Raw genomic sequence first — 24,068 nt, 5'->3', positions numbered from 1 at the left:
TATATTTGCCTTAACCAAATCGTCAAATTATTAACAATTAATTAGTGTCATGCTAAACAAATGCTTCTATTGCGGGTTTAGGGCTTTGAGTAAAAAGCACCTTAAAGAACGTAAGTGCCCAAAAAAAACGTTTTTCCTGAAAATATTTTTTAAAAACTGCACAACAGGATTATTTTAATCGCCATTTGAACGTAAATGGCCTATTATTTTTGTGGTCTTGTTCTGGAAATATTGTCTCCGTATAATAATATTGCTTTTTATGGAAAACCGTAAAATTTTTGTTGATTTAAACAATATATTCATAACCCACAATTACCGGATATCGTTTATTAATTATTGATTATTATGAAATATTTTTGCATTCATTGTGGATATTGGTCTTTTGTGAAAGAACATTTAAAAATGCGTGAATGTCCGAAAAAGCCATTCTTGCTCAAGCTAATTAATAAACATTGTTCAACTAGATTTATTTAATTCATGAATTGGAAGAAAATCCTTTTGGGAGAGATTCTGGTATTGGTTCTTTTGAAAGCGGGAATCCTGCTCAATAACCTTGCAGGAAATACTTGGTCCTTTATTATCGGAATAGGTTTCCTTTTGATCTGTATAACCCTGTTCTCCTATGCACGTTTCAAAAAGCTGGAACAGCCAGATCTTGTTACTGCATTATTATTGACCATTATCTATATCCCGATGACCCTGATCAATTCTTGGCGGTATATCTTTTAAACAATTATATCTTTATATTTTAAACCTAAGGTTGTCATTTATGGCAACCTTTTTTATTCTTTGTATGACATAGGATGTCGATTTCCAATGGTTTCTTTGGCTGAGAAGAGTTGGTATATATACCAATACCTCACGGCTTGATGACTTCGTTCCTGCACCAAAACCTTTCTCAATTTTATTTCTTTGAATAGATTGGAATATTGATTTTCAACGGAAATATAATTATTGGAGGGAACAATAAAGTAGGCATTTTCACCCTTTTGTATAGGTGGAACCGACAGGTTTATCCAGGCATATTTATGGATGTCCGTCAGTTTTCCTTCAGCTATCATGCGCATTTCCATTGGCCTTGCCAAATAGAAGTATAAGTGGCCAGCGGGGAACCATTTATCTACCAATAGTGCATCATGGATGGACATTTCACCTTTGCTGATATCTTCTGTCCTTAACGCTTCAAATTGGCCCTTTAAATCCTTCCAGCCCATCATGTCAAGCGTAATATCTCCCTTGCCCAATTGATCGTTTGTCGAATTTGAAAAAAGGTTGCCGGGATAGAAATTGATCAGGAGAACCCCAATGGCCATGATAATAAGGGTAAAACTAAGCTGAAAATTTAATAATTTCCTGATTTTCGAAATCCTGTTAAGTATGATCTGTTGGTCGATCCACATGCTGCTTATTAGCATAATCCCAAAGAAACCTGGACCACTCCAATGTGGCAGGACTTGTCTGAACAGGGAAATTGCCGTAGTTGCGCCAATTATAGGTAGGGAGGTCAGTAACAAGAGGTAAACTATATCTTTTGACAGCCCTTTTATCTTAAACTTATCCTTGAATAAGGAAATAAGGATAAAAACATACATATAGATCAATAGGGGATTATTATAGAAGATCTGTCCAAAAAACGCTTGGGCAAAATAGTCCCATCGGATTCCCGAATCTAAGTAACTGATGCGCTGACTATGGAACTTCCAGGTGATAAAACCATATTCTTCATTCCAAAGCCAAATGGGAAGCACACAGATCATAAAGAGAACCATCCCTAGGTAGAACGATCTATTTTTGAGAAATGGTCTTTGGAAAAGGAGGATATAGGAAATAAAACCTATACCTAAAAAAATGGAATGTACCTTACTCATGCAGGCTAATCCTATCCATAGACCCAGTAGCAGAAATTGATTGCTTTGCTTATGTCGGTCTGTTGTGGTCAAAATCACTACCATACTATATATGGCAGCGATCCAAAAAGTATTTGCTATGGAGTCTGGTAGGATAAATAGGCCGGAAATGATACTGGAATAAATGGATGCCGTGTACAGGACGGCCGCAATCAATCCTGCTCTTTCGCTCATCAGATGTCTCGCTATTCCTGCGATTAACCAAGTGTTGAAAGCCGCCATGATGATTGCTCCAAAACGCATGGAAAAATCATTGACCCAATGAAGGTTAAGCGTAAAAAAACGGATCAATATACCAACCATAGGTGGATGGTCAAAGTGGTTCCAATCTAAGTGTTCCGCATAACTGTAGTAATAGACTTCGTCATTGCCCAGTTCGATAAAAAGGGCAAACAGGCATCGCAAGATGCTGCTAACAATGATTAGCCACCTCAGTTTAATCCTGTATTCATTTTCCATTGTTGAACGTAAAGAGTAGGTTGGCAGAAAAATTCCAGATGAAAACTATCCCAATAGCGAGGAGCTTACTGAAATAGAAGTTTAACTTTAACTTTTGGTGAAAAAGATATAGAAATGTACTGTTGAGTGCCAATCCAATGCTGCTGATCCCTAGGAAATAAAGGAATTGTTCTAAAACCTGCGGGTTTTTGCTGGAAAAGGTCCATATCCTGTTCAAGATATAATTATTGACCACGGCTAATGAAAAACCAATGGCATTGGCGATGAACTTATTTATCTTTAGTTTTTCCTTGCAGAGCCAGGTGAAAAAGAAATCGATGGCCATTCCCAAAAGACCTACCGCCGCAAATTTGGCAGCACTCAGCGCTATCTTTAGCATAGATTATACTTTAAAGTTATTAGGTATGGAAAGGCTGAAGCCATTTTCACCATAATAGGAAACCAACAAACCATATAAACAGGAGAAGCTAATTCCCAATAAAGAACCAAACCATACGTCATCAAGGTAGTGCTGACCTAGGTAAACCCGTGAATAACCCGTCAAGCAAGCTAGCAGGAATGCAATAATGGCCAAATTTCTATTTTTAGAATATAGGGCAATACAGGTGGCCAAGGCAAATGCCGAGGTAGTATGGCCAGATGGAAATGCGTTGTGGTAGGACATGGGCATCCAGGCCAAGGAATGAAAGGAGGGGTCATCATGAAGATTGAAACCCGGTCTATGGGTATGGAAGGTTCTTTTTAAGAGTGAACAGATCAATCCAGAGCCTATATAGGTTGCTGCAATTGCTACGCCCAGCCTTTTGGACCATAAAAAGAAACAAAGTAAGGCTAAGGCAATCACAATGATTCCATCGCCAAACTGTGTGATGACCGTGAAAAAATAATCGAAAAATAAAGAATGCTTGGAATTGATAAATAAAAATGACTCTTGTTTCGGAATTGAAAATACAATGCAACTCAAAAAAAAGTACCAGGTTAAAAAACAATTATAAAAATACCTGTTTTCATGGTAGAGTTTTAGGATACGTTTCATGAGGTTAATTTGCTTTGATCTTTAAAACATAAAATTATGGTTGAAATATTAAGAAAATGTTATCACAAATACTTAACTTCATTAAGTTTCTATTAATAAATAACCGCTGTTTAATGACAGTTCAGTTTAGGGGCAGAACCATTTCGAATTCTTGGGAAATATCTTTACTTTCAACTACTCTTAATCAATTATTATGAACTGCAAATATTTTGGAGGCATTCCAAACATGTTCCCTAGCAAGTCCTTTCTGCTTTTCTTTCTGTTTTGCTTGTTTTTCCAACCGATCAATGCCCAAGAGAATCGACTGATCGGGCGTTGGGTCCTTGATTTTGTCACCGATGCCAATAAGATGATTTCCGATATACATTCGCCCTTGTTTTCCAATGAAACCATTTATGAAATATCAAAAGATGAATTAAAAATCAACGATCAACCATTTAAGGCCAGATATGATGATCTCAAAAATATTGATATGGTCCACCGATCCCTTTTTTATTCTTTTGACTCAGATTACCTTGTGATACAAGAGCGTGGCGACCCTGATCATATCTTTTATTTTTTGAAAGACTCCATATTCATAAAAACATATCCTGAATTTCATGCAAAATATGCAGAAAGAAACGATGAGAAATTATTGATTGAAGATACCTTTAACAAGGTGAGGTTTACCAGCAATATGGATTTTGCAAGCAGTATGGCATTTTATTCCTCGGAACTAAAAAAGAAGTCAAGATCCGAATTCTTTTGTGAAATTGAATTTGTACTGGATACGAATAATGTAATCAGGGATGTCGTATTTCTAAATCCAGTTGACTTAAAACTGGAAACCGATCTCAGGAAAGCACTGAATAAGATCAGTGGTTTTTTCTTTAACGATTTTAAAGAGAATGTTCTTGTCGTTCAAAGGATCCATTATTCGACTTTCGATAAAAAAGATGTCGGAAAGGAGATCAAAGATGCAATTTCATCGTTCCAACTAGGGGATGACTTATACCAAGAAGGAAAATATGAAGAGGCCTTACCTCATTTAGAAAAAGCGATACAGGTTCCGGTCAATCGAAAACAATTTTTTTACTATAATGATTGCCTTCGAACCTTGGGGATCTGTTATCTGATGCTAAACAGGAACGAGGATGCCTGTAAAGTTTTTAATGATTGGGGAGACAGCTCAAATTTTAATGTCCGTAATTATTTAACGTTCTTTTGTAATAATAAGGTAATTCTCGAACCTCCTGATAAAGAAAGATTGATCGAAAATATCAATTAGATGATTTTTCGGTATCAAATAATTTCATATCTTCCAATATGTCAACACGTAAAACTATTGCCATCGATATGGATGGGGTCTTGGCCAATAACATGGCGCATTATTTAGCTTATCATTTCCAGGAAACAGGAATCCGGATCACTGAAGCCGAGATCCAAGGAAAACCAGAAGCCGAATGCTTTGAGGACCCTGCTGCAGTCTACCGATATTTGGAGAAACCTGATTTCTTTAGGACCCTTCCCCTGAATCCTGATGCCCAAGAAGTGGTCAAGCGTCTGAACGATAATTTTGATGTGTATATCGTTTCGGCAGCAATGGAATTCCCTTGGAGCTTGGTCGAAAAATTTGATTGGTTACAAGAGCATTTCCCATTTATTACTTGGCATCAAGTGGTATTTTGTGGCAATAAGGGCATCATCAAAGCAGACTATATGATCGATGACCATATCTATAATCTACGTTCTTTCTCGGGTACTGGCCTGATATTTAATTGCTATCACAATATCCATGAAACTGGTTTTGAAAGATTGAATGGATGGAAAGATGTGGAGCGATACTTCTTTGGATCATAATCCTTTCTTCAGCGATTTCACAAGGATAATTTTTTATACAAAGGAAAGAGCAACCTCATCAGGTTGCTCTTTCTATGGTTCTATGTTTTCTCAAGTCTACTAGGAGACCTGAACTTCCTGTGCCGGTTTTATTTTGGAAGGATCTTTCTGAAGGATTACCGTTAAGATACCATCCTCAAAACTGGCATGTACATTCCCTAACAAAATCTCATCCTGCAATTGGAAAGCTCTTTCAAACTCACCTAATTGCTGTTCTTGGTAGATATATTTTAATCCTGGCTCTAATTCTGCAGCTTTACAGGTGATTGTCAGGACCTGGTCGGTTATATTTACCTGAAATTGTTCCTTCTTCCTGCCTGCCGCATATACCTGAACCTGGTATAATTCTTCATTTTCTGCAATATTCACTGGGATGTTTGCTTTTTGACTTCTGTTGAAGGGATTTCCTTCATTGAAAAAGTGATTTTGAAAACGGTCAAATTTTCTCTTAAAATTGCTTCGGCAAAAATTTTGCTGAGCTTCTGCGTCTTGGTTATATGTTTCTCTTCTGAACATTTTTATCATTTTTTATTAATTAGTAAATAGGGACAATGCTGGGTTTGCTCGCTCTGTTCACATATTGAACAGGAACTATAGCCTGTGGATTTGCAGTAAGGTAAGGACCGTTTATCGTGCCCTCAAATGCTGCCCTGTAGGCAGGATAGTCTGCATGTTTTCTACGTCTGCTGATTTTGGAATAAACCAAGGTTCCGATGGAAAACAAGATGGTTGTAACCAACAGTACTTTAAAGATTGTTCCGATCAGCAATGTTGCAATACCTGCTATGGCTGTTACTACAAGTAATCTTGGGATTATTAATTGAAATTTATTTTTCATGTTTTTCTTATTTTGTTCTATTTAAAGGCCTTTGATGTAGTAGACGCAGGAACCCATCCTTTTACCTTAAATTATTTTGAAAAATATTCAATTTCCCCCTAGGCAAGCCTAAAACCCACATTTTGAATCAAAGCGGCGCTTCCATTCTTCCCGCAATCTTTCCTTTTCTTCCTCACTTAAGTCGGAACGATCTAGTTCTCTTTGTCGCATTTTACGGCCAAAGCCAGAACCTGGCTTTCCAAAGCCTCTACCAAATAGGAGCTTAGAAAGGATAAACAATCCGAGTGCCTGCCAGTAATCAATGGTTTTCAGACCGAATATCTCGGGCATCAGCTTGTTCCATAGAAATTGAAGCAAGGCAATGAGCAGGAAGAAGAAGATAACAATGGCTATTCCTATAAAGATCTTTTTCCCTTTTCTTTTAGTATTCATTGAGCTATTCATCGCTATTTTTTTTTAAGATTTTAATTCATTATAGAGACCCCGCAACCTTAATCTAAGATGCTTAACCGCATAGCTTTTTCGGCTGATGATGGTCTTGAGGTTTTCATTTTCAAGATTTGCAATTTCCTGTAGGGTCATCTCTTCGATTTCATTAAGGATATACACTTTGCGCTGTTTTTCGGGCAGTTCTTCCAGAGCCTTCATCAGCTCGTCCCAGAAGATATCCTTGAACATCTTGAGTTCGGGATTGTCCGTTTCATCGGCAACCAAGAGATGTGCAATAGGGAAGGAGTCCTCATCGGCAGCTTCGGTAAGCTCGTCCAGCGATTCATCCTTCTTTTTTCGATAACTATCTGTGATTTTATTTCGGGTAACGGAATATAACCATGCCCCAGCATTGCCCAAATCTTCAATATTGGTAACCCTCGAGAATTGATACCAAACCTCCTGCAGGATATCTTCCGCATCGGCAGTCTTTTTCACCCGCGCCTTGACAAAGCGCAGCAACTGGCCGCCATATTCCTTGACAACCTCCGAAAAAGTTTTGGCGTTTTTTTCCGACATACGTTCTAGCTGTGCCTCGTCCATAAAGACAAAGACGAATCAAAAGAGTTTTTACTTTAAAAAATAAAAAAATAAAGGGTTGCAAAATGGCATTTTAAAAACTACTTAATAAAAAAAATCAATAAAGATAGACTTGTTAATTCATTTATTCTATAAAAATCCTTATCATTGGTTACTACCTAATGAATTAATGATGAGCAATCGAAACTTTGGAAATATTAATGGTGTAATTGAAGGAGATAGGTTTGAAAATAGAATGGAGCTGTCAATTAAGAAAGTCCATAAACCTATTCAAGCAGGTATTAGTGGTGCAGCAGCCGAAGGTGCAGATTCTATTGTTGTGTCTGGTGGATATGAAGATGATGAAGATCTTGGAAATCTAATAATTTATACTGGACATGGGGGGAGAAGTGAAGGCTCAAAAGCACAAGTCTCGGATCAAACTTTAACCCGAGGAAATAAAGCCCTTGCTTATTCTTACGAAAATCAATTGCCAGTCAGAGTAATTAGAGGAGCATCAAAACATTCCGAATATGCTCCAGATCATGGATATCGATATGACGGTTTATTTTATGTAACAGATTATTGGCAAGAGAAAGGAAAAAGTGGATTTGTTATTTGGAGATTTAGATTAGAAAAAATAAATAACATTAATCCAATTTCTTTAGCAAAGGAACATATGGAAAATGATTTATTAAGGATTGATGAATTGCCAATAATAGATCAGGTTTCTAGAAAAGAGTATATAATTAGCAGAATAATACGAGAAACAAAGATTTCACAAGGAGTTAAAAGGCTTTACAAAAATACTTGCCAAATTTGTGGAATTAGATTAATTACTGCAGTTTCTTCCTATTCTGAAGCAGCACATATTAAGGGTTTAGGGAAACCTCACAATGGACCAGATTCATTTGAAAATATTCTGTGCCTTTGCCCAAATCATCATACTATGCTTGATTTGGGAATGATTACAATTACTGAAGACTTTCAAATCATTGGTTTTGAAAGAGCAAAATTGAATGTACATCCGGAACATAAAATTAATTTGGATTTTCTAAATTACCATCGAAAACATCATTATAAAGGTGATTTTAATTGAAAACAAAAGCCATGATTTATTTAACTATTTAAGTTTTGGGTTAATAAAATTATGAGTATTAATATATTAAAGAAGTCAACTAATTTTTGAATTAGAAATAATTAATGCAAGGCTTTGTCTTGGTAATAATTATAAAGTCAACATTCTGTCCAATCAACTAATTAATCTTGGCCCATCCTCTCATCCTTTCCATCCTGGTTCAAAACTTCCATCCCATCCATTCCATCCTGTTTCAAACCACCCTTACATCCACAAAACCACCCTCCCCATCCATTCCATCCAAATAAAATGAACTATTTTCTTTCCAGACTGTTCACCCAATGAATACTACCGATAAATAAGCTCGCAAAGGCATTATGAAGAAATAGTATGGACAGCTTACCTTAAGGCAGAAATAGGTAAAATGTCTAAATAATTGACAGCTCCAAATTAATTTTGGGGCTGTTTCTTTAAATAAAAAATGCAGGCATTTTGCCTGCATTCCGTGGGAAAACTAATTAAATTTTCTTTTTGCTTATACGAAGACTCCGAAACTTTTTTGGACCAACTGGGCCAATTTATCTACTGAAATACTAGGTCCAGGATCTTCGGTGCTTGTCCATTCCCGTGTCGCTGGGTTATAGGACAGGATATAATTGATGTTATCGTCCTCAACCACATTGAATGAATGGGTCTTAGGGTCATAAGTCACGCTGAATTGAATCTCACGGCCTTCATGATGATATGCAAAAGTTCTGTTTAAATCCATGTAATTAAAACAAAGAATCAATCATTTGGTTTTTGCAATCTTCTCCTTGAATTCAAAAAAAATAAAACTATTTAGGTTTAGCATTGTTCCTATTATACACACATATTTATTAATTCACTTAAAATAAAAAGCAAATGGATTCATTAGATTTAAAAGGAAGATGGAATATTTTAAAAGGAAAAGTAAAACAGCAATATGCAGATCTAACGGATGACGATTTATTGTATGTTGAAGGAAAAGAAGACGAACTATATGGTAAACTTCAGAAAAAAACGGGTAAAACTCGTGAAGAAGTTCAAACATGGTTAAGAGATTTGGATAAATAATATCCAAAACTCATATAAAGGAAAATGCCCAGCCATACGGTTGGGCATTTTTCATTCTATCCTAATTGTATGTACTTATGCAAAGGAGTTAATGTGATGTTGTTCCATACAAAAGTAAGGCTATTCTTACTTTCTATAAATACCAGTTTTTAGGTAATTATTGTACAGATTTTTGTTAATTTTAACTAAATAAAATCCTGATTATGAATTTACTGTTTATCAATATTGGCTCTATCGAGATTGTTTTTTTGTTAATAGGAGCATTACCGTTTTTTTATACCCTATTTCATATTATCCACAATAAATCCCTAAACGTCAATCAAAAATATCTGTGGACTTTCATTATATTAATTGGAAGTTTACTTGGTATCCTTATTTATTGGTTATGGGGAAGGAAAAATGAAGCTATTGGAACTTAAATTTTCAAGAGCTCAATGATCTTTTCAATTGGTCTACCGATTGCAGCTTTTCCATCCTTGACTACAATCGGTCTTTCTATCAGGACTGGGTTTGCAAGCATAATATCTATCCATTCCTCATCCGATAGGTTTTTATCTTTATAGTTCTCCTTGAATATAACCTCATTCTTACGGATCAAATCCAACGGCTTCATTTTCAGCATAGCTAAGATTTCCTTTAATTCAGCTTTTGATGGAACCTGTTTAAGGTATTCCTGAATTTTGATTTCCTCCTGTCCCTCCTGTAAAAGATTTAAAGTAGCCCTACTTTTACTGCACATGTTGTTATGGTATATCTTGATCATAATCTAATTTTTTTGAAAGCATTTATCATTCAACTCTTCAAAGTTAATCCATAGGATCTGAAATGCAGGTAGGTTTATATAATTCTCTTAGTTACTTTTTCGCGGAAAAGTAACCAAACCGACGAAGGAGCTCACGGATACCAATTCTCTTCGTTACTTTTGAGGCGCAAAAGTAACCAAAACGCTTCGGCTCATTTAAGATGGCTTTTCGCACCATCCACTTCACATGAAAAGAATGCCTTGTTGTCGGGAATATCTTCCTTCAAAATTCTCCCTTTTGATGGAGAATTTTGAAGGAAGCATTCCAAGGCCAATCACATCGCGCAGGACAACGGCATTCTTTCCATTTTTCCGCCATTGGAAATGAGCCGGGAGGCTAAAGGGCTTCCTCAGGAAGGTGAATGTTTGTATTGAGAAACCTCCAACAGGGGTGAAATGTTTTTCTATACCTTTCCTCTGTCACCCTGAGGGCATCCCCGAAGGGTCTCGGAACTATCCATACTTCACTTGAAATAGTTCCCTCATCTTACGATTTCGGGATGACAAACACCTCTAAATAAAATAAAAAATAGATTCTTCGTTTCACTCTGAATCCCTCTTTAGCGCAATTTTATTCTGAACGATCAGTGAGGAATCTGTACGGTTCTCCTCACAGACCGCTTGTCATCCTTAACCGAAGGTTAAGGACCTGTACGCCAATGCTATCTGTAATCGATTATGTCTGTAAAATCCCGAGATCCTTCCTTCGTCAGGACGACAGCAGGGGAGTAACCAATGCCAATTCCCTCGCGGGGGGCCACGACATTCTTTCCATTTTTCCGCCATTGGAAATGAGCCGGGAGGCTAAAGGCTTCCTTCGGAAGATTTTTGCTCGATTATAAGAGGAACCCCCAGCGGGGGTGAAATCTTTATAGAAGCGTGATTTGTCCTTCGGCCAACCCACAGCGTGGGTGAAATATTATTCTATACCTTTCCTATGTCACCCTGAGGGCATCCCCGAAGGGTCTCGGAACTTTCCATACTTCACTTGAAATAGTTCCCTCATCTTACGATTTTGGGATGATAAACACCTCTAAATAAAATAAAAAATAGATTCTTCGTTTCACTCTGAATCCCTCTTTAGCGTAATTTTATTCTGAACGATCAGTGAGGAATCTGTACGGTCCTCCTCACAGACCGCTTGTCATCCTTAACCGAAGGTTAAGGGCCTGTACGCCAATGCTATCTGTAATCGATTATGTCTGTAAAATCCCGAGATCCTTCCTTCGTCAGGATGCCCCCTGAAAAGGAGAGCTTTTTCTGCGATATACTGCCCTTGAAGGGCTGAATTATTTTAGAAATGATATTCAACAAAACAGGAGTAGCGAAAAACTGATGTTCGATTAATCGAACATCAGTTTTTCGCTACATCCAGGCTAACGTGCCATTCCAGCTAAAATAATGAAACCGCGATGGGGGTTCTTTTACTAAAATTTCAAGAGCCTAAATGTTTTCGTTGCTAAAAAGCTGCCATCACCTTTCGATAAATTTTATCAAAATTTTAAACCCTCAGGACGACAGCAGGGGAGGAAAGAAGATGGAGGACCTGTACGCCAATGCCATCCTTAATTAAATAAGTCCATAAAATTCCGAGATCCTTCCTTCGTCAGGTTGACAATCACGTCCAAAAAAAACCGCGATAAAATCAATTTACCGCGATCTTAAAATCTACAAATTATAAAAGCTTGGGTCAAATGCCTCTTTTAGGTTTTTAGGTTCCACTTTTTTCTTATGATTAAGGGCATGACGACTTGTTGATGAAGTGACATAGGCCTGTTGTCTGGTCCGTTGTAGATTGCCTATTGGGCTATTTTCCTCAATGGTCCTGAAAGGGGTAAAGGATAGATTTTCCATGATTTCAAAGTTGCCATCTGCGGGAACTTCCTGTTGAAAAATGCTGATCTTGGCTACCGTTTGAAAGGGCGAAAGCTCTTGATCCCATTCAACTGTCAGATCATTGATCGGCAGTTTGTCCAGATCATTGCAGAGCTGCACCTGCAGTTCAAAGGTCATATCGTTTTTAGCGATCTCCTCAATAATTGCAGAACGATAGGGCCAATCTTCGGATTCTATGTTCACATCTTTCTGTTGAACCCGCTGTTTGGTCTCCTCGGTTGGTTTTACCCTGACCTTAGCCATGTAATCTCCATGCCTCACTGCGCCCATACTATAGAATTCGTATAGAAAGCTATTGATGGCAGGGATCTTTTCAAAGGTTTTTAAGGCATTCAATTCCTTGAGCGCTTCCCAATTTGGAAAAGCCTTTTTATTTTCTGTGGCCCACAATGCGGCAAATTCCAGTTTACCTAAGGCCCCTTTTTCAAAGAAATCGGTCAACTTAAGGAATAGCTTGGAAATAAAGACATAATGTTCAGCCGAATTGCAGAAGAATACCGGATTATTGATCAGGTTATAATCCATATTAGGGGAATCTACCTCGTTAGGTGCCAATTTTTTCCCTGGTATATCAAAGACCTTAATGGCCATACCCTGGGCATTGCCACTTAATTTATCTGGCAGGACCCTTGACGAGCCATTGGAAAATCGGATGACAGCTTCGTGCTTTCCAGGCTGTGAATATACGCCCTGCGCAAGCTCGGGCGGAAGATTTCCCAAGATTTCAAACTCTGCCTTTAGGGCGGCATAGCCATTGGCATGTGCATCTCGGGTGTAATGGTTGATATTGCTCAGTTGCTTGGTTTCCTGGATGTAGTTTTGGATATCCTTATTGATGGTAGCCATATATTCTTCGAAATTCTCTGGGATTTCCTCCAAATCAGGGCTATATTTTATATACTCCTTGTTCATGTTCTATAGTTTAGCATTTTATGAATATTGTGTGATTATTTATGCCAGTTCACTGATCCATTTCAAGGCAGAAAGGCTTGGGATAAAACAATACGCTCCACCTTTTACGATGTTGTAGGTCTGGAGGTTATGGTACCGTTTGACCATGGGATCAGCGGGGACAGTGAACAGTCCATCTTTTTGAACTGATATCAAAGGGTCGGTTTCGGTTCCCAGGTTTTGGGAATTCCCATCGTTTACCCATTGGGCCTGTAAGAATTCCATGGTACCCATTGCATTGGCACTGATGGCGAGGAAATACTGACCACGTTCCTTGCCATCATTCTTGGTAACCTCAGGAGGGACGATATCTCCAAAGGTGACGCTCTTTCGAATGATGCGGTGCAAGCGAACATCTTCCATCACAAAGTTTTTGGAATCCCGAGGATTCATCCTGCGGATATGCGAAGAGAAAGGGCATTTCTTGCCATATTCATCGTGCTTGAATGAAAAATCATTGTTCTTGTGCATATTCTCGCCCAGTTCTTTATCATCCACATCTGGACTTAGGACCAAGGGAGCTCCACTTCGCCAACGGCCTACTGTCTTTGCTGCCAATAGCTCGCCTTCCTCTGGACTATTGCTGTTCTCTTGGATAAACTTATTGAATTCAGCAACCTGGCTTTGGTATTTACGCACTGCCAAAAAAGAACCATTTTTTCCCAGAACTTCCGGTTGAGGAAAAGGAGCGATTACTCCAGCTTCACCCGGATAACCTAAGATAAATTCCCCCGCCTTGATCGGACGGTCATAGCTGGCGGGTAATTCAATGCCGCTGCCCTCAATTTCCGGATTGCTGATGCCATCCCTGAATCCAAAGACATTCTTGACCTCTTCCGTTGCACCAAAATCATGCTGAAACAAGACCTCAATGCCGGATTTCCCCTCCAGCTCTTTCCTGAACTGTTGCAATAATTCTTGCCATGCGTCTGCAGAATCGGCAATTACGGCGGCAGCGACATGGATTTCCTGCTTAAAGGCTTTTTCCCAATGCTTGGGGTCATTGACACCCACATCCTTTAAGAACTTGGCTCGAGCGGCCATGCCTTCCTTGAACGATTCCGGAAAGGAATCCAGGGAGTCTTTCGGTAATCCCAATGCTTCCAATCCTTTATAGGTAAAGGTTAAAAATACGGTAGCCCCTTCGTTTTTGTCCCAATCTTGGGCAGAATGCACCAAGGGTAGGACGGCCTTGATCATTTCCTTTCCTGCTTCGGGAGACTTGATTCGGAGTGCTGCCATCGTCCCATAATAGGGAATGGGTCGGCTACGTAAGATCATGGATTGGATATCCTCCAATTCAATTTCCACCTTGTTCGGATTAAAAATCCTTTTTAAAATCTCAAATGCCATAGCCTAACTTGTATTCGCTTCATCAATTACCTTGTTCAGTCCAGATACGATCTTGTCCTGCCTTCGGATATCGTTCACCGTTAGGTGTGGCACACCAACATACCAACCCGTTGCAGTAATCTGATGATCAATGATAAATTGTTTGACGCTTGGATCCTTGATGCCAGGCCAGCCTTCCACATTTCCAAAGATGATATCCATCAATTCCGGGATTTTGGTCGCAAAATCATCGATATATGCATCCCAATCGCCATCGTAGGCCGTACAGAACAGTATTTTGCTGTCATTGTCCAACAGGACAATCCGCAGGTCATGTAAGGTACCTACGCGAGTTGCCCCGCCAAGATTACCATCGGCAATCTCCATGATTTTCTTTAATCGCTCTCCACCACCAGGTTTTAAATCCGCAATAGCTGTCAGTTCAGACACACGCCCTGAACGAAGACCTTTTTTTCCCGCGGACTCAATAGAATGGTCATAACCATCATTGGCAGCTTCCTTGAAATTGGCAATAATCAGGTCTTTCTTTAGTTTCAAATCTTCTAACATACTCATCGTTTAATCATTTAAATTTTAAAACTCTGTTTCTTATCCTCTTCAAAAAAACAGGTCAATTAATTAAATGTTTTAGAAAATACTTAGTGGTATTATTAAAATATTTGTTTAAACAATTAAAAAACAGGGATATAAACGATATTTACATAGATTTTCGGAAAGCAGGACTAAAGTAAGGAAACCTTAAAGATTAAATTTATTTTCTGCCCATGAATTTTTTATTTCCTTCGGTTCATGCGATTGAGCAATTGCAATTATATTGGGATTTTTTAGCAATATTTATCCTATGGAATGGCAACTTAAGTCAAATCTCTAACGATCTAACCACCTTTTAAATTCAGAGACCTTGTTCTTGCTAATAAGGATTGGGGTTTCACTTTTTGCCGTGGTTTCAATTCGCAGTTGATTCCTCCCATACACCCAGATATTGGAGATCGCTCGGATATTAATGATAAACTGTCGGTTGGCTCTATAGAAGACCTCTTGGTCCAGCTCATTGACAAGCTCATCCAAACTTCCATTGACGCTATAGGTGTTTTGATCAAATGTCCTTGCTATTATAGCATTGTTGTTCAACTCAAAATAGGCGATATCATCGGTATCCAAGGCAATAACCTCATCCCTGATATAGGAGAGGATACGTTTTCGAGTCGGTTTTTTATCGGAGAATTCTTGAGCGATATTGTTCTTTACTGTTTCGAGTTGCTGGTTCATGATCTGTAGGGTATTCACTTGCATGTTGAGTTCTGCAATCTCAGCCTCTTTTTGCTTTTCGTAAGACCTATAGATCAAGCGGATCAATAGGAAGGAAGAGAGGCTAATGAATAAAGTGAAAAGAATTCCACCCACAACAAATTTTAGGAATAGATCCTCTAACTGAGCCTGAACTGCAGCAATATTGGCATGGCTGGCCAGCATCCAATCTGTTCCCTGAACTGGGTAGACACTGACTATTTCGGAACTTCTTTGGCTATCCGAGGGGAATTCCCGGGTGCCAGAGCGTTCCTTTCCTTCCTTCAAGATCTGGCGAAATGAATTCCGTTGACCGGCTATATTGATGGAAGAATTTGAGGCGTCGATCTTTTGTCCGATCAAGGATGGATCGGGGTGGCATAGCTCAATGCCTTGGGTATTATACATGCAGACAAATTCACTCTGCACATCCGTGTTCAGGATGCTTTTCTGAAGGTTCGCAATCACCGTTTCCTTTGCAATCCCAGCATGGATCTGTTGTTCCAACAAAATGCCCAGTTCCCTGATTTCTCTTTTACCGGCACTTTCTTTCTGTTGCAGCAAGGAAGTCTTAGCTTCTTGGTAGTAATAGCTCAATGAGGCCGCAGAAGCCAGAAAAGCCAGCAGAGTTAGGCCTATAAATGTCCATAAGTAATGTTTGGAGCTTTTCATTTTATTTGTTGAGACATTCAAATGTATAGCTTTTGTGAGGGAATCAAAAATTCCTGGACTTAAACCTGATTTAATACTTTCCTTCACGGAACTGGATCCCCTTCAAGGCCAAATATTCACTTTTAGCTTCCATTTTATCCCTTTCAAGCTCCTTGAAGCGGCATTGCTTCAGGTTTCAAGCTAATTTTGAGCCATGAACCATCAATCAGTTAAGATGAAAAGATCACTTTATGTCCCCTTGGTTTTATTTGCGGGAATCATTGTTCTGCAATTTTTGCCCTTTGTAAGAGCGGATTCGGTACAGTCGGATCCAGCAAAACCACTGGCCGGAGTTCCGGAGGAAATCAATGCTATTTTAGAAAAGTCCTGTTTCGATTGTCATTCCTCCCAAAGCAATCTCAGTTGGTATGATAAAATCGTACCCTTAGATTATTTTGTCAATGGCCATATCGCAAAGGGTAGGGCAGCATTGGATTTCTCAAAGTGGGATTCCTTAGAAAACCCGGCCAGAAACAATCTCCTCTATTATAGCTTGAATAAAATATTGGAGGGTGAAATGCCCCTGAAATCATATAGCTATATACATGGGGATAACAAACCCACAGAGAATGATATCGCAATCCTAAAAAGGTATTTGACTGAGCGTACGCCTAGGAAAGCATTTGATCCCGCACTGGTTTTAGATAGCAATAAAAACCTCAATTCCCCAAAAGCGGTGGAAAAAATGATTGTTGCTCCGAATGCCAATGGAATCGAGTATATCCCTGATTATAAAGATTGGAAGCTGATCAGTTTTTCAGACCGATTTGATAATGCTACGATGAGGCTCATCTATGCCAATGATATCGCCGTAAAGGCCATTGAGGAGAATCGGGTTAAACCTTGGCCTGATGGAGCCATTTTTGCAAAAGCAGCATGGAAATCAAGGAGCAATGCGGACGGAACGCTATCAACCGGGGAGTTCTTTCAGGTAGAATTTATGATCAAGGATGCCCAGAAATTCAAAAGCAGCTTGGGTTGGGGCTGGGCAAGATGGCGGGGAAAAGACCTGAAACCGTATGGTGGAAAAGCGATTTTAACGACGGAATGTACCAACTGCCATAAACCACTCAAAGAAAGCGATTATGTTTTTACTAGACCTTTTCTGCTTAAGAACCTTAATTAAATCCTACCATGAAACATTTCCTATACATCTTGATTTCCTTCTTGTCTGTCCTTCAAATTAGCTGTAAGGACCATGCTGATCGTTTGCTGAACCGAGAAGCCTCCATAATAAGTCTTGGGAAACTGCCTGAAAACCCTTTGCTTTTGCATGCCATAACCCTTTCAAATAATCCAAAGGACAGCTGTATGTCGGTAATTTATGCCAATGATTTAGCTTGGCAGGAAATAAAAAATTTAAATCGACATAAATTTCCTGAAAAAGCTAACATTTATCAAGTATCTTGGGCAGTAGAAAATGACAAGGAATGGTTCGGCGTCCTAACGCCCAAAAGAATAGTACAGGTCGAACAGATTGAATTCCTTAAAGATTTTAAGTATCAGTACCGCCAATATCTGGATGAAGATTTAGATTCTAAATCAGAGCCTGGAAAGAAAAATAGGGCTGAAATAATACTTGAAAAACTGAAAAACTTAGAAAAATAATCCTTCGATAAAAAATTTCAATTTCCATCAGAATTTCTTGGTCTCATCCCAGTCTCATTCGAGACACATTCCGAATTTTCCGAATGTGTCTCGAATGAGAGTAAAACAAAGTCAAAATAAAATGTCTGATCAAAAACCAATTTTAAATGAAAAATTGCTACGCATCAAGGAAAATTCCATTTGTTAATTGAAGAATTCTTCCTTTTATCATTCCCTGGACCAATCAGGTATATATTCTGAAATTAATAGTCATTTCTAAATAGCCCATCAGAAGAAAATACTGCAATAAAGTCTGAGCAGCTATTAATTGTTTAAAAAATTTAAAAAAGATATTTAAATAATATTGGAGAAATGGTCAGCATAACTTTGGGCCGTTTTGACGCAATGGATATGAGCAAAAATCAGCATTCGTTTTTTCTTATTTACCGCTATGATAGACATAGGTATCTGAAGGAATATTCCCTAATCCTAGAGCTGCAGGATTTACTGCCTCTTTCTGGCATGTCTTTCAAGTATCGCTTTGGGCATTGCAGTCAAAAATATCGATTGATACCTAGGTTCGATGGGCCAAATGGTTGGAAATTAATATACTTTCAGGTAGCAGCATGCAGAAAAGATAAAGTAATTGCTGCAATGATAGCTGAGTCCAATAAGTACTTAATACATTTATTTCAATTTCTTAACGTAAAAGCCACGCAATGTGTTTAATTAAAAATTAAATTTGGCCCATTAGGATAGAGTAGCGAGGGGTTAGTACATGATAGAAATCAAATCATAATATATGAACGAAAATCCATCCAGACCAAGATTCAATGAATTGCTGCGGGTGAGAAGGTTGTTGGAAAAAATGTATGAAACGTTAGTCGATCATACCGAGATTTCCCGAACAAACAGTGAATTTTTTAAAAGTACCCAACTTTTTAACTCCCAAACCAAAAACATTAAACCAATTCCTGATAACTCACTTATTGATGTTGATGATCTGATTAAACTGCTAAAAATAAGTAAATCAACCTATTATAGGATGAAAAATGACCATATTATAAAACCCATTAAAATTGGTGGAAGAGATTATTTTACAATTGAAGAAATCAATAGATTGCTGGGAAGAAAGAGATAGGAGATGAAAGGATAATTTTATTATTAAAAGTGGCCATTTTTTATGGCCATTAATTTAACATACAATATTATTTTAAAATGAATTGAAATAATGCCAAATTCTATGATTCTTCAATGATTTGTAGGGGTATAAAAAGAATTTTCTTCAAAAAACAAATATCATCCATAGCTGTTTCCTCAAATAAATTCATTAAATTAGTTTAAACTAACCAAAACACATCGCTATGAAACTCAACAATATCAGGTTAATGGTCAGGGACTTTGACAGTTGCTTTACATTTTACAAGGAGACTTTAGGTCTGGAATGTGCACATGGGGATGTGGGGGAGGTTTACGCCAGTTTTAACATTGGGATTCCTGGGGGCTTGGCGCTTTTTAAGTCGGAGTTGATGAATATGGCCTTGGGTATTTCGGCGATGGAGAACAGGCGTGGGTCGAATGATCAATTTGCCTTGATCTTGGAGGTTGATGATGTTGATGCATCTTTTGAGGACTTAAAGAAAAAGGGCATTGATTTTATTACGGTTCCGATGGATATGGATGACTGGGGGATTCGGGTTGCCCATTTCCGCGATCCAGAGAGTAACCTGATCGAAATCTATACCGAGCTAAAGGGTTAAATATTCTGAGCTTTTCATTATAGGATCTTAGGCCGTCTCTTCTTTTATAAATTGACTACTGCTAGCTATTGCTATTTCTGCATTTCCTGCGGAAATTTAAGGGATATGTCTTAACGATTCCGATATGAAAGCTGCTGAAGCAAAGTCAGTGGCAAGTCCTGCCAAATCGAGCAGCTCTTTTTTCTCTAAAGGGGCTGATTCTTCATTTTTTTGCGATAGTGCCACCCATGCTGATTTCTTTCAGAGGAAGTCGGAGAGCTCTTCATTTTTTGTTCAGCCGAAGTTGAATGTTTCTGAGCCGAATGACCGGTATGAGAAGGAGGCCGATGCTACTGCCGATCGGGTAGTTCAGAAGATGGAAGAGAAGGAAAACGCGGGAAAGGAGAAGGATGAGCTGAAACCTTCGATTACACCATTGGTTCAGAGAAAATGTGATCAATGTGCGCAGGAGGAAAAGCTGCAACGCAAGGAAACAGGGAATGAAGAGGTTCAGTTGAAGGAGGAAGACAAAGATAAAAGCAAGCGGAAAGAGCAGGATCGGGAGGATAAAACGCTTCAGAAACAGGCGGATGCTAATGAGAGCCAGATGAGCGTAGTCCTGGAAGATGGGAAAAGGCGGGAGATGAAACTGCGGCCTCAAAATCGGCGAACCTTAAGGAACAGATCTAGACATCAGCTTCAAAATGAATCCGAGGTTAGAAGAGCGGTAAACTTGGAACGTAAGGCTGATGAAAGGGAAAGGGATAATACGATGCAGCGAAAGGCTAACAGCCTGAATGCATTCAGGAATAAGGCTCAGACGTCAGTAGAGAATAACCTATCTGCTTCGAAAGGAGCGGGTCGTCCATTGCCGGAGGCTTTATTGAGGCAGATGGAAAATTCCTTTGGGGTTGACTTTTCGCAGGTTCGGATCCATGATCATAGCATGGCGGTTCAAATGAGTAGGGATCTGCATGCGCAGGCCTTCACCCATGGGAATGATATTTATTTTAATACAGGAAAGTTTGATGTGAACAGTCATGCGGGCATGCATCTCTTGGCCCATGAACTGACCCATACCATACAGCAGGGCGGGGCAAGACCGAAGCAGGTGCAGCAAAAGTCTGCCCATACTGCTGGCCCTAATCCAGCACATGCGGCAGTAAATCCGAGTTTGAGCAGTACGGATAAGAAAATTGCCAAGCAGGATGAGGAGGATGGCTTTTTAATGGAGCAGGCCAAAGAGGCCCTTTGGTCCCTGCTGAGGGAGGCTTCGCCTGAGGTCTACGACATATTTAGGGTACAGGGTTTCAGCAATTGGGCGAAGGGGAAAGTAGCCGACTTTGTGAACAGCACCGTGAATACCTTTAGTGAACCGATTCGGTTGGGAGCTTCCATTATCAGTCTGATCAAGACCAATTTCCATCTTTTCAGGGCTTGGATGGTTACGGCCATTGAGCGCTTGAAACAGGGGGACTGTTCGCCATTTGTGGAAGCGACAGACTTTATCAACAATATATTGGAAGGGATTGCAGATCCCGTTCTCGATAGGATCAAGACCTTTTTGGCTCCGATCAAGCGATTTATCGACCATGTATGGAACGATATCGGGAAGCCGATCTGGGATTTTGTCTCCAGGATCTTCGGCAGGATCTGGGATGGTATCAAATGGGTAGCGGAAAGGATATGGAACCATATTCAGACCGTTATTTCGGTCTATGCGGATATATGGCATTGGTTTGCCAGGGCGATAGGTTTTGAAGGTGATGATCAGGATAGTCTTTGGGAACAGGTAAAAAGGAAGGTCCTGAGTCTATGGGAAGAGGTGAAGCAAGCCTTGGAACCTTATAAAACCCAATTGATGATATTGGGTGGCATTATTCTGCTGTTATCTCCTGCGGGGCCATTTATTGTTGCTGGAGCTATGATAACCGGCATTATGTATGCGGTATCAAGGATCAGGCATTATATCATACATCGGGATGCCATCATTCGAGAAAGAGGTTTTATCAATGGGGTATTGATTCCGGGCCTGTTTCAGGCGATCCAAAGTTTGAGTACTTTCTTGCGCGCTAAGATCGCAATGATCAGCGGTACTTTGCATACGGCAGTAATTTCCTTGCAAAGTATCCCGCAGGATGTTTCTGCCTTGATGCTTACGGCTATCAATATGGCGGTGAATTGGTTGACGGAAAAGTTTGTGGAGTTGGAAGCATGGGCGAATGTACAGGCTACCCAGCTGATCGTCAATCTGCAGCTTGCCTTTGCTCGGATCAGGATATTCTTACAACCGATCACGAGAATATTGGCAAAGATAGGCCGTGCGATGACCAATTATATTCAATTGGGATTCTTGATCTTGGATGACCTCTTCCATAGGATCCCGAAATGTATACGGGATAAAATAATTGCATTTTTTGTGAAATATATATTTAAGCATATTCCATTGCTCCGGGAGGTTCAGGATGTGGAAGGTGCTTGGACCGCCATGCGGACCCGGTGCATGCTCATACTGAACATGATGTTTGTCCATGGAGATGTAAAGGGAGCATTATGGGAGGTGTTTAATCTGTTGCTCGAGGTATTAAGGTTTCCAGCTGAGTTGGCAGTCAGAGTCTTCAATAAAGCCTTTGAAGTATTTGACAGTATCATCGAAAGGCCTAGGGTATTCTTTGTGAATATGCTGCAGACGGCCAAGCTGGGCTTTATCGGTTTCTTTGAGCGTAAATGGACCCATCTAAGGGAAGGATTTACGACCTGGCTGTTTGATGCCGTCCAAGGAAGTCCGATCTATATACCTAGGGCCTTTAATTTTACGGAGATCTTCAGGATGTTGGGCAGTCTGTTCAGTGTGGGAATGGAAAAGGTCTATCGGAGCATTGAGCGGAAAAGAGGGGCAGAATTGGCTGCAAGGGTAAGGCTGTGGATCAGTAGGATCGGTCGTGCCGCCGGACAGGCCTGGAGTTGGGTTGTTGCCCTGCATGAGCACAGCTTGGATGAGATCATTACGATGATCCGGGATCGTGGAGCTGAACTGTTGCAGACCTTGGTGGATTCGGTTATCGACTGGCTAGTGAGCAATATTATCACCCGGGTAAGTGCAAGGCTGGTCAGCATGTTGGATCCTACGGGTATCATGGCGGTAGTCAATTCCATAGTTACTTTTTATCGGGCAGTCGAAACAGCGATCGATAGGGCGAGGGAGATCTTGGAATTGGTAGAAGGCGTGCTGGATAATGTGGGGGAAGTAATGGCAGGTACCTTTATGAATGCCGCATTGCGTTTTGAAAACAATTTGCAGCGGGCAATACCGTTGTTCTTGGAGTTTTTGTCCAATCAGGTCAGCATGAGTCGGGTCGGAAGAAGGATTAGGGAAATGGCTACCCGAGCTGAGGAATGGATCGATGAGAAAATCGATTGGTTGGTAGACCGATTGTTGGCGGCCGGAGATTGGCTGGTCGACAGGGGTAGGGAAGCCATAGCAGCACTGGTTGGCTGGTGGACCGCGATGAAATCCTTCAGGGCCAGAGATGGTAGGGACCATGAGCTTTATTTTGATGGTGAAGAAGAGAATGCGACTTTGATGGTTGCCAGTAGAAGGGGGACCACATTTGAAAGTTTTATCCGTAATGTGCCTGTTGCCAATGATGATGACAAGCGAAGGGCACAGCAAGCGGCCTTACCTATAGCCCAGGAAATAGACCGGGAAAAAATGAACTTTATTCCTCGCACATTGCCTCCAGAAGAAAGACGGGCTGCCTTTTTAGCTAAAAAGGCCAGGTTGGATAGTCTGTTGAATAACCTTTCTGAACATGTCGCTATTTTGATCTCTGAGGGCGATCTGCCGGATGGTAGCTATGAAAATCCGATTGCAATCCGCTGGACCAAACGCGGGCATGTGCTTGCGATAACCGATCTGATTCCGAAAGATTCTTTATGGCGAAGTAGAGGCATGGTCCCACCAGATCCTATAGAATCAGCGCCAGCTGATCGTAAGACCCGTGTGGAGCTTCCGCCGACCACGAGAAGGGGCTATAGTGGCAGGAATGAAATGCCAGGCGAAGGGACTGAGTTTATTATGATTGGGGTGGACAGTGAGAACTTTGTGCGGATAGGGGATAAATTGCAACGGAGTTCAACTTCAGGTTCGGGTGCCGAAAAGGATAGGTTCAGGAGGTTGATGACAGAGAATTATCACTTGACCTTATCGGGTTATGATTTTGACCATGTTAAGGACCTAGGCTTTGGCGGACGCGATCAGGTTGCCAACCTGTGGCCATTGCAGAATGACCTGAATCGGAATTGGGGTAATTTTGTCTATAGGCAAACAGTCTCTTATCGGGATGCTGAAGGTAGGCCACAGGTTAGTACGCCTATGGATCTAAGGAATAAATGGTTTGTTGTCAATGAAATTGGGGATATATAAAAAAAGTGGCTGCTAGA

General features: G+C 40.0%; 24 protein-coding genes. 11 read left to right on the top strand and 13 right to left on the bottom strand.

The genetic code is table 11. The annotated features are described in order from the left end of the window. The first annotated feature begins 477 nt into the window (after nt 1-477). Complete coding sequence (locus NLF99_RS07770; protein ID WP_185212532.1) at nt 478-729, top strand: hypothetical protein; 252 nt, start codon at nt 478-480, stop codon at nt 727-729. A gap of 53 nt (nt 730-782) precedes the next feature. Here NLF99_RS07770 and NLF99_RS07765 read toward each other — a convergent pair whose 3' ends face one another. Genes NLF99_RS07765 through NLF99_RS07755 form a run of 3 tightly spaced genes read right to left on the bottom strand, consistent with a single transcriptional unit; the run spans nt 783 to nt 3,330 of the window. After that, nucleotides 783-2,366 carry a glycosyltransferase family 39 protein gene (locus tag NLF99_RS07765; RefSeq protein WP_254527576.1) on the bottom strand — a complete coding sequence of 528 codons (1,584 nt, stop codon included), beginning with the start codon at nt 2,364-2,366 and terminating at the stop codon, nt 783-785. Continuing rightward, the gene (locus NLF99_RS07760) at nt 2,356-2,745 is read right to left on the bottom strand and encodes a GtrA family protein (protein ID WP_185212530.1); all 390 of its coding nucleotides are present in this window, start codon (nt 2,743-2,745) and stop codon (nt 2,356-2,358) included. Before NLF99_RS07760 ends, NLF99_RS07765 begins: the two co-directional genes overlap by 11 nt. 3 nt (nt 2,746-2,748) lie before the next feature. Continuing rightward, nucleotides 2,749-3,330 carry a phosphatase PAP2 family protein gene (locus tag NLF99_RS07755; RefSeq protein ID WP_254527575.1) on the bottom strand — a complete coding sequence of 194 codons (582 nt, stop codon included), beginning with the start codon at nt 3,328-3,330 and terminating at the stop codon, nt 2,749-2,751. A 265-nt stretch (nt 3,331-3,595) separates the two neighbouring features. Between NLF99_RS07755 and NLF99_RS07750 the strand changes: the two genes are divergently transcribed. Then, a complete protein-coding gene (locus tag NLF99_RS07750; RefSeq protein ID WP_254527574.1) occupies nt 3,596-4,669 on the top strand; it encodes a tol-pal system YbgF family protein in 1,074 nt (357 codons plus the stop codon). A gap of 38 nt (nt 4,670-4,707) precedes the next feature. Beyond that, the gene (locus NLF99_RS07745; RefSeq protein WP_185216735.1) at nt 4,708-5,241 is read left to right on the top strand and encodes a 5'(3')-deoxyribonucleotidase; all 534 of its coding nucleotides are present in this window, start codon (nt 4,708-4,710) and stop codon (nt 5,239-5,241) included. A 99-nt stretch (nt 5,242-5,340) separates the two neighbouring features. Here the strand turns inward: NLF99_RS07745 and NLF99_RS07740 are convergent, their stop codons facing one another. The 4 genes from NLF99_RS07740 to NLF99_RS07725 all read right to left on the bottom strand — a co-directional run bounded on the left by NLF99_RS07740 (nt 5,341) and on the right by NLF99_RS07725 (nt 7,126). Continuing rightward, a complete protein-coding gene (locus NLF99_RS07740) occupies nt 5,341-5,796 on the bottom strand; it encodes an Hsp20/alpha crystallin family protein (RefSeq protein WP_185216733.1) in 456 nt (151 codons plus the stop codon). Nucleotides 5,797-5,815: 19 nt separating this feature from the next. After that, on the bottom strand, nt 5,816-6,118 hold the full coding sequence (locus tag NLF99_RS07735) for a hypothetical protein (protein WP_185216731.1): 303 nt from the start codon (nt 6,116-6,118) through the stop codon (nt 5,816-5,818). Between the two features lie 108 nt (nt 6,119-6,226). Beyond that, nucleotides 6,227-6,550, bottom strand: coding sequence for a hypothetical protein (locus NLF99_RS07730; protein ID WP_214656435.1), 324 nt, complete (start codon nt 6,548-6,550; stop codon nt 6,227-6,229). Between the two features lie 24 nt (nt 6,551-6,574). After that, nucleotides 6,575-7,126: an RNA polymerase sigma factor gene (locus NLF99_RS07725; protein WP_185216728.1), complete on the bottom strand. Its 552-nt coding sequence runs from the start codon at nt 7,124-7,126 to the stop codon at nt 6,575-6,577. Between the two features lie 133 nt (nt 7,127-7,259). Here NLF99_RS07725 and NLF99_RS07720 point away from each other — a divergent pair, with 133 nt between their 5' ends. Continuing rightward, on the top strand, nt 7,260-8,225 hold the full coding sequence (locus NLF99_RS07720; RefSeq protein WP_254527573.1) for a YDG/SRA domain-containing protein: 966 nt from the start codon (nt 7,260-7,262) through the stop codon (nt 8,223-8,225). A 514-nt stretch (nt 8,226-8,739) separates the two neighbouring features. Here the strand turns inward: NLF99_RS07720 and NLF99_RS07715 are convergent. Beyond that, entirely contained in the window at nt 8,740-8,973 is a 234-nt protein-coding gene (locus NLF99_RS07715; RefSeq protein ID WP_185212522.1) for a hypothetical protein, read from the bottom strand. 134 nt (nt 8,974-9,107) lie between these two features. Here NLF99_RS07715 and NLF99_RS07710 point away from each other — a divergent pair, with 134 nt between their 5' ends. Beyond that, nucleotides 9,108-9,299 carry a CsbD family protein gene (locus NLF99_RS07710; protein ID WP_093097249.1) on the top strand — a complete coding sequence of 64 codons (192 nt, stop codon included), beginning with the start codon at nt 9,108-9,110 and terminating at the stop codon, nt 9,297-9,299. A 203-nt stretch (nt 9,300-9,502) separates the two neighbouring features. Continuing rightward, nucleotides 9,503-9,718 carry a PLDc N-terminal domain-containing protein gene (locus NLF99_RS19785; RefSeq protein WP_368041466.1) on the top strand — a complete coding sequence of 72 codons (216 nt, stop codon included), beginning with the start codon at nt 9,503-9,505 and terminating at the stop codon, nt 9,716-9,718. Here the strand turns inward: NLF99_RS19785 and arsC are convergent. The 5 genes from arsC to NLF99_RS07685 all read right to left on the bottom strand — a co-directional run bounded on the left by arsC (nt 9,715) and on the right by NLF99_RS07685 (nt 16,260). Then, nucleotides 9,715-10,062, bottom strand: coding sequence for an arsenate reductase (glutaredoxin) (gene arsC / locus NLF99_RS07705; RefSeq protein WP_254527572.1), 348 nt, complete (start codon nt 10,060-10,062; stop codon nt 9,715-9,717). The genes NLF99_RS19785 and arsC overlap by 4 nt on opposite strands. A gap of 1,707 nt (nt 10,063-11,769) precedes the next feature. After that, nucleotides 11,770-12,909 (bottom strand): catalase family protein, encoded by a 1,140-nt coding sequence (locus NLF99_RS07700; protein WP_254527571.1) that lies wholly within the window; start codon nt 12,907-12,909, stop codon nt 11,770-11,772. Nucleotides 12,910-12,948: 39 nt separating this feature from the next. Next, on the bottom strand, nt 12,949-14,301 hold the full coding sequence (locus tag NLF99_RS07695; protein WP_254527570.1) for a Dyp-type peroxidase: 1,353 nt from the start codon (nt 14,299-14,301) through the stop codon (nt 12,949-12,951). 3 nt (nt 14,302-14,304) lie between these two features. Continuing rightward, a complete protein-coding gene (locus tag NLF99_RS07690) occupies nt 14,305-14,856 on the bottom strand; it encodes a hypothetical protein (RefSeq protein WP_254527564.1) in 552 nt (183 codons plus the stop codon). A gap of 312 nt (nt 14,857-15,168) precedes the next feature. Continuing rightward, nucleotides 15,169-16,260, bottom strand: coding sequence for a LytTR family transcriptional regulator (locus NLF99_RS07685; RefSeq protein WP_254527558.1), 1,092 nt, complete (start codon nt 16,258-16,260; stop codon nt 15,169-15,171). 214 nt (nt 16,261-16,474) lie between these two features. Here NLF99_RS07685 and NLF99_RS07680 point away from each other — a divergent pair, with 214 nt between their 5' ends. The 5 genes from NLF99_RS07680 (at nt 16,475) to NLF99_RS07660 (ending at nt 24,051) form a co-directional block, all read left to right on the top strand. Continuing rightward, nucleotides 16,475-17,425, top strand: a complete 951-nt coding sequence (locus tag NLF99_RS07680; protein ID WP_254527556.1) for a cytochrome P460 family protein — start codon at nt 16,475-16,477, stop codon at nt 17,423-17,425. Between the two features lie 8 nt (nt 17,426-17,433). Next, nucleotides 17,434-17,907 carry a cytochrome P460 family protein gene (locus NLF99_RS07675; RefSeq protein WP_254527553.1) on the top strand — a complete coding sequence of 158 codons (474 nt, stop codon included), beginning with the start codon at nt 17,434-17,436 and terminating at the stop codon, nt 17,905-17,907. A gap of 781 nt (nt 17,908-18,688) precedes the next feature. Continuing rightward, a complete protein-coding gene (locus NLF99_RS07670) occupies nt 18,689-19,027 on the top strand; it encodes a helix-turn-helix domain-containing protein (RefSeq protein ID WP_185212513.1) in 339 nt (112 codons plus the stop codon). Between the two features lie 223 nt (nt 19,028-19,250). After that, nucleotides 19,251-19,646 carry a VOC family protein gene (locus NLF99_RS07665; RefSeq protein ID WP_254527551.1) on the top strand — a complete coding sequence of 132 codons (396 nt, stop codon included), beginning with the start codon at nt 19,251-19,253 and terminating at the stop codon, nt 19,644-19,646. Nucleotides 19,647-19,770: 124 nt separating this feature from the next. Beyond that, nucleotides 19,771-24,051 (top strand): DUF4157 domain-containing protein, encoded by a 4,281-nt coding sequence (locus NLF99_RS07660; protein ID WP_254527549.1) that lies wholly within the window; start codon nt 19,771-19,773, stop codon nt 24,049-24,051. Nucleotides 24,052-24,068: the final 17 nt, after the last annotated feature.

This window comes from Sphingobacterium sp. LZ11T8 (assembly GCF_024261425.1).
In the GTDB taxonomy this organism is placed as follows: Bacteria; Bacteroidota; Bacteroidia; order Sphingobacteriales; family Sphingobacteriaceae; genus Sphingobacterium.
Note: the sequence above shows the minus strand (reverse complement) of the source record. Positions and strands in the feature narration are given on the sequence as shown.